The sequence below is a fragment of the Moorena sp. SIOASIH genome (assembly GCF_010671925.1).
In the GTDB taxonomy this organism is placed as follows: Bacteria; Cyanobacteriota; Cyanobacteriia; order Cyanobacteriales; family Coleofasciculaceae; genus Moorena.
This window is the reverse complement of sequence record NZ_JAAHIH010000007.1, coordinates 426649-434456: the sequence shown is the minus strand read 5'-3', so window position 1 is coordinate 434456 and position 7808 is coordinate 426649. Positions and strand designations below refer to the sequence as shown.

The 7808-nt window shown below is 42.7% G+C and carries 7 protein-coding genes; 6 read left to right on the top strand and 1 reads right to left on the bottom strand.

Going from position 1 to position 7808, the window contains the following annotated elements; translation table 11 throughout:
• From F6J90_RS43920 to F6J90_RS38020, 5 genes are all read left to right on the top strand, one after another.
• Positions 1–307, top strand: a 307-nt coding sequence (locus F6J90_RS43920; RefSeq protein WP_366513997.1) for an ABC transporter substrate-binding protein, incomplete at its 5' end; no start/stop codon positions are given.
• Positions 308–855: 548 nt separating this feature from the next.
• The gene (locus F6J90_RS38035) at positions 856–1020 is read left to right on the top strand and encodes a hypothetical protein (RefSeq protein ID WP_293106420.1); all 165 of its coding nucleotides are present in this window, start codon (positions 856–858) and stop codon (positions 1018–1020) included.
• 1228 nt (positions 1021–2248) lie between these two features.
• Complete coding sequence (locus tag F6J90_RS38030; protein ID WP_293106419.1) at positions 2249–3271, top strand: GAF domain-containing protein; 1023 nt, start codon at positions 2249–2251, stop codon at positions 3269–3271.
• Between the two features lie 700 nt (positions 3272–3971).
• Positions 3972–4283, top strand: a complete 312-nt coding sequence (locus F6J90_RS38025) for a carbon dioxide-concentrating mechanism protein CcmK (protein ID WP_293106418.1) — start codon at positions 3972–3974, stop codon at positions 4281–4283.
• Positions 4284–4600: 317 nt separating this feature from the next.
• Positions 4601–4957 carry a carbon dioxide-concentrating mechanism protein CcmK gene (locus tag F6J90_RS38020; protein WP_008181384.1) on the top strand — a complete coding sequence of 119 codons (357 nt, stop codon included), beginning with the start codon at positions 4601–4603 and terminating at the stop codon, positions 4955–4957.
• A 111-nt stretch (positions 4958–5068) separates the two neighbouring features.
• Here F6J90_RS38020 and F6J90_RS38015 read toward each other — a convergent pair whose 3' ends face one another.
• Positions 5069–5335: a hypothetical protein gene (locus F6J90_RS38015; RefSeq protein ID WP_293106417.1), complete on the bottom strand. Its 267-nt coding sequence runs from the start codon at positions 5333–5335 to the stop codon at positions 5069–5071.
• A 474-nt stretch (positions 5336–5809) separates the two neighbouring features.
• On the opposite strand from F6J90_RS38015, the gene ahcY reads away from it, so the two are divergent.
• Complete coding sequence (ahcY, locus tag F6J90_RS38010; protein WP_293106416.1) at positions 5810–7087, top strand: adenosylhomocysteinase; 1278 nt, start codon at positions 5810–5812, stop codon at positions 7085–7087.
• The last annotated feature ends 721 nt before the right edge of the window (positions 7088–7808 follow it).

Genomic DNA, 7808 nt, shown 5'->3' with positions numbered 1-7808 from the left:
GGGAACCATTGAACTGGAACCGGGATTAGCTACTGATTGGGAAGCGTCTCGGAATAGCAGAGTTTGGACATTTAAACTGCGCCAAGGGGTCAAGTTTCATGACGGCACTGATTTCGATGCTGAAGCATGGTGTGGGGTGTGGGGTGTGGGGTGTGGGGTGTGGGGTGTGGGGTGTGGGGTGTGGGGTGTGGGGTGTGGGAGGAAGAGGGTGCTAAAAAAAACTATTGCATTGTCACAATCTCAAGGTAAGTATTCAGCTGTCAGCTGTCAGCTATCAGCGTGTCGCGTATCAGCGGTCAGCGATTAGCGCTACAGATGGTGGTACTTGAGGTGCTATCAGCCATTAGCTTATGCGCTATGGGCACGCTACTTTACGAATAGCTTTTGAATAGAATAAGCTGACCACTGACCACTGACCACTGACGGCTGAATGCTTACATCTCAAGTAGTGGGGCAACTGGGATTAGTGAGATTAATGGGATTAGTAAGATACAAGGGTTCTAAAAAACTATTGCATTATCGCAATTTAAAGAAGAAGCTGATCGCTGATCGCTGAATACTTACGAAAATTGCTATAAATAAATCAGGGACTGTGTAATCACTTATGTCCGATTAATTAAACTCTAAATTATAAATTTTAAACTACCAATGGTTCAAACAATTCCTGCAAAATAGATTACCTTACGTCAATTAAGACACAGATTCCATCTAGAACGAACGGATGATGAACAGTTTTTCCGAGAATGGCAATACGAGTTACCGGAACTGACGGATTTTGAGAAACAATTGCTAGGGCAAGTTAAAGAAGAGTATCTGTACTTATCCGAGTCTCCGTTATTGGAAGTGATCTTGAAAATGGTGATAATATCGCCATTACTCAGACTAGCAGGATTTTATCGTCATCCCTTTGAAATCACAGCAGAGAAAGAAGTTAAAATCACCTCCAAAGATGAGGGTATGATTTTTACTGGACGTATTGATATTCTGATTTTTCAACCAGAATTATGGGTTACTGTGTAAGTATTCAGCTATCAGCTATCAGCTTTCAGCTTATCGGCTACGCCCAGGCTATTTGAAGTGCTTTTGAATAAAATAAGCACCTCAAGTAGCGTGAGCCTTTAGCTCACGGCTGAATGTTTACAAAATCTCGAACTATTAAATTCTACCGTTCAAGGTTTATCTTAAGCTGACGGCTGACAGCTGACTGCTGAATGCTTACGTTACTGTTATTGAAGCAAAAGGAACAAAATATGCCTTGGCAGCGGGAATTACCCAAGTCTTAGCGTATATGTTGGCCAATCCTAATCCAGAGCAAGCTATCCTGGGGTTTATCACCAATGGAAATGAGTTTAAATTCCTAAAACTGACAACCCACAAGCCACCTAAATATGCTCAATCCTATACATTCGCTCTTGATAACAAAGATGATTTTTACACTGTTTTGATAATATTAAAACCTATTAACAAAACCATCCAAAATCCCTAGTCAGCTATCAGCATATTGAGGGGGTTGTCCAGGATAAGTGATCTACTCGCGCTCCTCAGCAAAATGTCTAAGTTTTCCTGGATGATTTAGCTTACTGCTCAGAAGCGGTTTCTGTACCATGGGCGTAGCGTATTAGTTGACTGCTTACACTTCCTGAAAAGGACTTTACCTTTTTCACAAAAAGCACTATTATACTGATACTGCTGCCTAAAGCTTACTGGAAGCAGCAGGTGATAGCCAAACAAAATAACCGATTATCTGTTGATTGATCAGGTTATTGATCAGGTGTGACAACTGTAGACAAACTATGGTATCTTCACCATGGTAGTAATGGGGGTAAGGGTAACTAGACGATGTGGCTGATACCGTGACCGTCATCAAAAACTTCCAACCCTAAGAGGTTATTATAAAGCACGGTTAATTACCTAGTAACATCTAACGGAATACACTGCTGAAAGCAGCAACTAGTTTGTTAAAACTACCTAGGGAGTCTAGTTAACTGATGGGATGAGCCTATTAGAGACTTAGACCATTGACATCAAATGTCCGGAATATCGATAAAAATCAATAGATTGAGATCAGGGACTGGCGTCTAAAAAAATACCAATTAAAGTAGGGTGGGTAACCTAACTTAATCTATAAAACTGAAAATAAACCAACTTTTTTGGCCTATCCGAAAAGCTAAAAACTGGTATTTTATTTTTTGGCTACTCCCTAATCAGTTGGAGTTGAGATAAGCAGCTTTCCCCAAATCAAAAAAGAATGGACAAATTATATAGTGTACACCCTAAGTATCTCGAAACCGTCAAATTAGTTTGGAAGCGTAAGCGTCGGGGAAGAGATATAGACCTAGCTAATGAATTAGATTTAGACTTGCCCATTGTTAATCTTTTTCTGATCGGGAAGCCCATTAAAGGTCTTTTCTTTGTAGAAATTTGTCAAGCATTGCAGTTAAACTGGCGAGAAATTGCTGGCTTAGAGTTACTGGAAACTCCGGTGAAATCCTCAGAGATTGAAGTAGATAGCAATGACGTAGATACCGTAGATACCAGTGATGGGATTGGCCGTAGACCACGCTACGGGAACGCAAAACCAAAGCCTATCGAAGAGGTGAACACCGTTGATGACGCTTTAGGGGAGTTAGTGGACACCCTCAAAGAAATGTTACGTCGCCTGACCCGAAAAGCCGGAAATATATTAAAAGCAGACCGCACCAGTATTTTTTTACTGGATGAGCATAGTAATATCCTCGGTTCCATTGACGCTGATGATGGTAAAGGTGGCTCCCTAGTCATTGATATTCCAGCAGATAAAGGAATTGCTGGTGCAGCTGCTACCTCCTTAAGCATTATTAATGTTCCCTTTGATGTCTATGACGATCCACGCTCTCAAGAAGCGAAAAGAATCGACAAAATTACCGGTTACCGAACCTATACTATGCTAGCTTGGCCGGTGTTGAATCAGGAAAAAAATTTAATTGCTGTGGTACAATTAATTAATAAGTTAAAGCCAGATATTAATCCAAATGATGACTTGTATGAAAGAATTGATCTAAAGGGGTTTACCAAAAAAGATGAAGAACTTTTTGCTCAATTTAATCCTTCAATTTTGAGAAATTTAGAACGATGTCAGTTATGTTTCCAACTAGCCCGTAAACTTTGGGTAAATTCAGAAAGTAACTCAGGGATTATCGATCCCTATAATCAAAAACTGATTACTGAACTTCAGGAGAAAGAAAAACAGGTGCGCAAGAGCCTAAAAAAACTCACCAGACTCAAGTTGTAAGCATTCAGCTGACAGCTAAAATCAACCCAGCGTAGCGTGCGCCAATGGGCAAACAGGAGAATTTAATAGCTCAAAATTAATGATAATTTAAAGTCTGGCAACAAGCCCTTGGCCATTCGCGTAGCGTGGCCAAAGGCCAAGGCCACGCTACTTGAGGTGCTTTCCGTAAGTCAGATTAAACGAATGCTTACCTCTGTTATTAAAAAGCACCTCAAGAAAAGTACCATTAGTAGCGTGCGTATCGCGCTAATCGCTGATAGCTGATAGCACCATCTGTAGCACCATCTGTAGCGCTAATTGCTGATACGCGACACGCTGATAGCTTACCTCAAGTTTTATTAATTGTTAAATTGTAAGCATTCAGCTATCAGCCGTGAGCTAAAAGCTCACGCTACGCGAACAGCCGTCAGCTAATTAACTAATCAACGGGAGGTAGTAAACAAGCTTACGAACGAATATGGCTGGTTGACAATCCCTGCTCGTTTTACTGATCCGACCCAGTGCAGTTAAAGCGCCTACTCGCTAATAGCTGATAGCTGATAGCTGACGGCTGAATGCTTACGTTAAATTTTATTGTTAAATTTCAATATTTTCTAGTTTAAATTTTAAATGTTAACATTTTAGGCAAGCCAGGATATATTTTGCCTAATAACTCCAGTACAATCAGATTTAACCCACTTTTCGTCCGGAGTAGAACACAATGCCAGCAGCAGTTGGAACCATTGAGACCCTAGGTTTCCCAGGGGTACTAGCCGCAGCAGACGCCATGGTCAAAGCAGGGGCAGTGACACTGGTATCCTATGATAAATCTGAGAAAGGTCGGTTTATGGTTAGCGTCCGTGGTAAAATATCCGAGGTAAACGTCGCGGTAGCAGCTGGGCTGGAAGCCGTAGAGAAAACCTACGGTGCCGAGCTGATGGCTTACTATATCATTCCCAACCCTAATGAAAATGTGGACACAGTGTTGCCCATCCACTACAGTAGCAAAGTCGAAGAGTTCCGAACATTTTAAACCAATAGGCTGAATCAGTATTAAGGTAAGCATTCAGCCGTCAGCGGTCAGCCGTCAGCTAAAGGCTCACGCTGCTTGAGGTGGTTTCCATAACTCAGATTAAAATTTTGCTTACTTGTTTGATTCAAAAGTTCCGTAGCGTCCTAATTGCCCATAAGCACATCAAGTAGCACCATCTGTAGCGCATTAGCAGATAGCAGATAGCAGATAGCTGATAGCTGATAGCTGATAGCTTACGTATTAAGCCGAATCGGTAGCGAAGATTCGTACAATAGTTCCTGAGTTTAAAATAATTCAACAAAGTAAGGAGTTTGGCTATGTCCACAGTGGCGGTTGGATCTCTCGAAACCAAAGGCTTTCCTGGTATACTCGCAGCAGCAGATGCTATGGTTAAAGCCGGTAGGGTTACCTTAGTAGGCTACATCAGAGTTGGTAGCGCCCGCTTCAATATCAATATTCGGGGGGATGTTTCGGAAGTAAAAACAGCTATGGATGCCGGTATTGCAGCCGTCGAAAAAGCCCATGGCGCTACCCTGGAATCCTGGGTAATCATTCCTCGTCCCCATGAAAACGTCGAGTGTGTTCTGCCCATTGCCTACACTGAAGCCGTTGAACAGTACCGAGAAGCTGTGGAAAATCCCATCATCGGGCGGGGGAACGGTTTTTCTCGTTAAGCTTTTTGGTTTTAGCTAAACCCGCACCAAGCCTAGGTTTGACCCGATAAGGGAGCGGTTGTTGAATGCGGGTTGAAGCTACATTTCTGTCAGGACCGGGTTCGGTACAACTTATGCTACTAATCCTGATGGTTGCACTTCCACAGGAACCACTGGCAAATCAACCCGCACTTTCTGAGCTTGGGGCTGTGCTGCTTGCTCTAATACTTCTACCTCAATATTAACTGCCACTAAATAAGAACCAGTTTGATCTGCCACAGCTTGGGCAATCAAACCAGCAAAGTCTGGTCGTTCTGCCGTAATCGGATCTCTTAACGTACACTGCTCCCATTGGTAGTCGGCATTGGGATTGATGCTCAGGATATAGTGCTTCTTCATGGGGAAAAACCTTGATTAGGGGTTTACATCAGATCAGCTGACCGTCAACTCGCTCTCTTTATTATAGTACAAATATACTAATTTAGGACTGGTCAGGATAGCTTTTTTAAGTCTAATGAGGTACAATATTTTTTAGCAGATTACATATTACATCTTGTGAATTAACTGATACCTGCTCCAAATTTCCTGCTACGAAGTCCCTAAAAATGTACCTCACATAATTGAAAACCGCTATAGTAAATCCTATGATGGCTTGCTGCCATTGAGTCTCCTGTCTCCTGAAAAAACTAGCCAATTTCCTACATCGAAATGAGTTCCTTATCACCCGTTGATGGTAGAAATCTGTAAACTATCTTAAATCTCAGCGGGTTTAATCAGAATTTTGATAAAGCTTTCCCATCCGGTGGAACTTTCTCCAACACGTTAAACTAATCAAGGCTAAACTAAGAAACGTTAACTAAAACACAAAACCTGATGATTGCAACTGCGACTAGGATAAAACACGAAGTTAAAGACCTGTCTCTGGCACCAAAAGGAAAGCAGCGGATTGAATGGGCTGGACGGGAGATGCCAGTGCTCAAGCAAATTCGAGACCGCTTTGCCCAAGAAAAGCCTTTAGAAGGAATTCGTTTAGTTGCTTGCTGTCACGTAACCACCGAAACTGCCCATTTAGCGATCGCACTCAAGGCTGCTGGTGCTGATGCTCTGCTGATTGCCAGCAACCCTCTCTCAACCCAAGATGATGTAGCGGCTAGCTTAGTGGTTGATCATGAGATTCCTGTATTTGCCATCAAAGGAGAAGATAACGAAACCTATCACCGCCACGTTGAAATTGCCCTGGATCACAAACCCAACATCATAATCGATGATGGTAGCGATGTTACCGCCACTCTGGTAAAAGAGCGCCAACACCAGCTCGGTGATATCATTGGTACCACCGAAGAAACCACCACTGGCATTGTCCGTCTTCGGGCTATGTTCAATGACGGGGTGTTGACATTCCCGGCAATGAATGTTAATGATGCTGACACCAAACACTTCTTTGACAATCGCTACGGTACTGGTCAATCTACCCTTGATGGTATTATCCGCGCCACCAACGTGTTGCTAGCTGGTAAAAACGTGGTTGTGGCCGGTTATGGCTGGTGTGGCAAAGGCACAGCACTTCGAGCTCGGGGACTGGGAGCCAATGTCATTGTTACTGAAATTGACCCCACTAAAGCCATTGAAGCTGTAATGGATGGCTTCCGGGTAATGCCGATGGAAGAAGCTGCTCCCTTAGGTGACTTGTTTGTCACAGTTACTGGAAACAAGCACGTGATTCGCCCTGAGCATTTCGAGGTGATGAAAGATGGCGCAATGGTGTGCAACTCTGGTCACTTCGATATTGAAATTGACCTCAAGTCCTTAGGGGAAATGGCAACGGAAGTCAAAGAAGTACGGAACTTTACCCAAGAGTACTGTTTGAAAAATGGTAAATCCGTTGTGGTACTGGGTGAAGGACGCCTGATTAACCTGGCAGCAGCTGAAGGTCATCCCAGTGCGGTGATGGACATGAGCTTTGCTAACCAAGCTTTGGCCTGTGAATACCTAGTCAAAAACAAAGGCTCCATTGAACCAGGTTTACACTCCATCCCTGAAGCAGTGGATAAGGACATTGCGCGGTTGAAGTTACAAGCAATGGGCATTAACATTGATAGCCTCACCCCAGACCAAATCGAGTACATCAACTCTTGGACTTCTGGTACCTAAAACTAGGGTAATCCGTTGACAATTCCGGTTCAATAATCCTGATCTCCCTGATCGGGTAATGGGTTATGGGTAATAGGTAATAGATCATGGGTCATGGGTAATTGGTAGTTGACTATTCCTGACTATCGATTACCCTGACCCAAAAAAGTGATTAAGCGGAGGTGCAACTAGGCTTATAGCTATCTAAACCTTGTCAAACACTATTCATTGTTTTACACTCAAATAAGTTAGTAACTTGTTTAACTTCGGAACACTACCGCCCAAAGAAGAACTAAAAGCTGATCAGCTGGTCGTAAGTTAAGCGACGTAAAATAATGGACTGATTGAAGTTACAGGGGAGCATCCCATTTTGGCACGTTAGCTCTTTTTAGGGGGCTGAAACCCTTGAAATATCGTTGCTTTGGGTAATATTGTTTCCAAAATGGGATGCTCCCAGTTACAGTGCGGTTTGAGAGTAGGCCGGGAGCCTCCATCAATAAAATTAGCGCAATGCCTTTGGCATTGCTTTGTCGGCAACAACCATTAGTTTTCAGGCTTTGCTATACCATCGTCCTATCTGCTTGTAAGTAGGTTTGTACAGGTTAAATGTTGCACTTGAGATTATTGCGATTTTGGGATAGAATATGGGAATAATACCAATACCTTTGATGGTAAATTGGGATTAAATACATAAATACCCAAGTTCATAACCAGAGTGATCTATCAATTAATTAAAAATAAT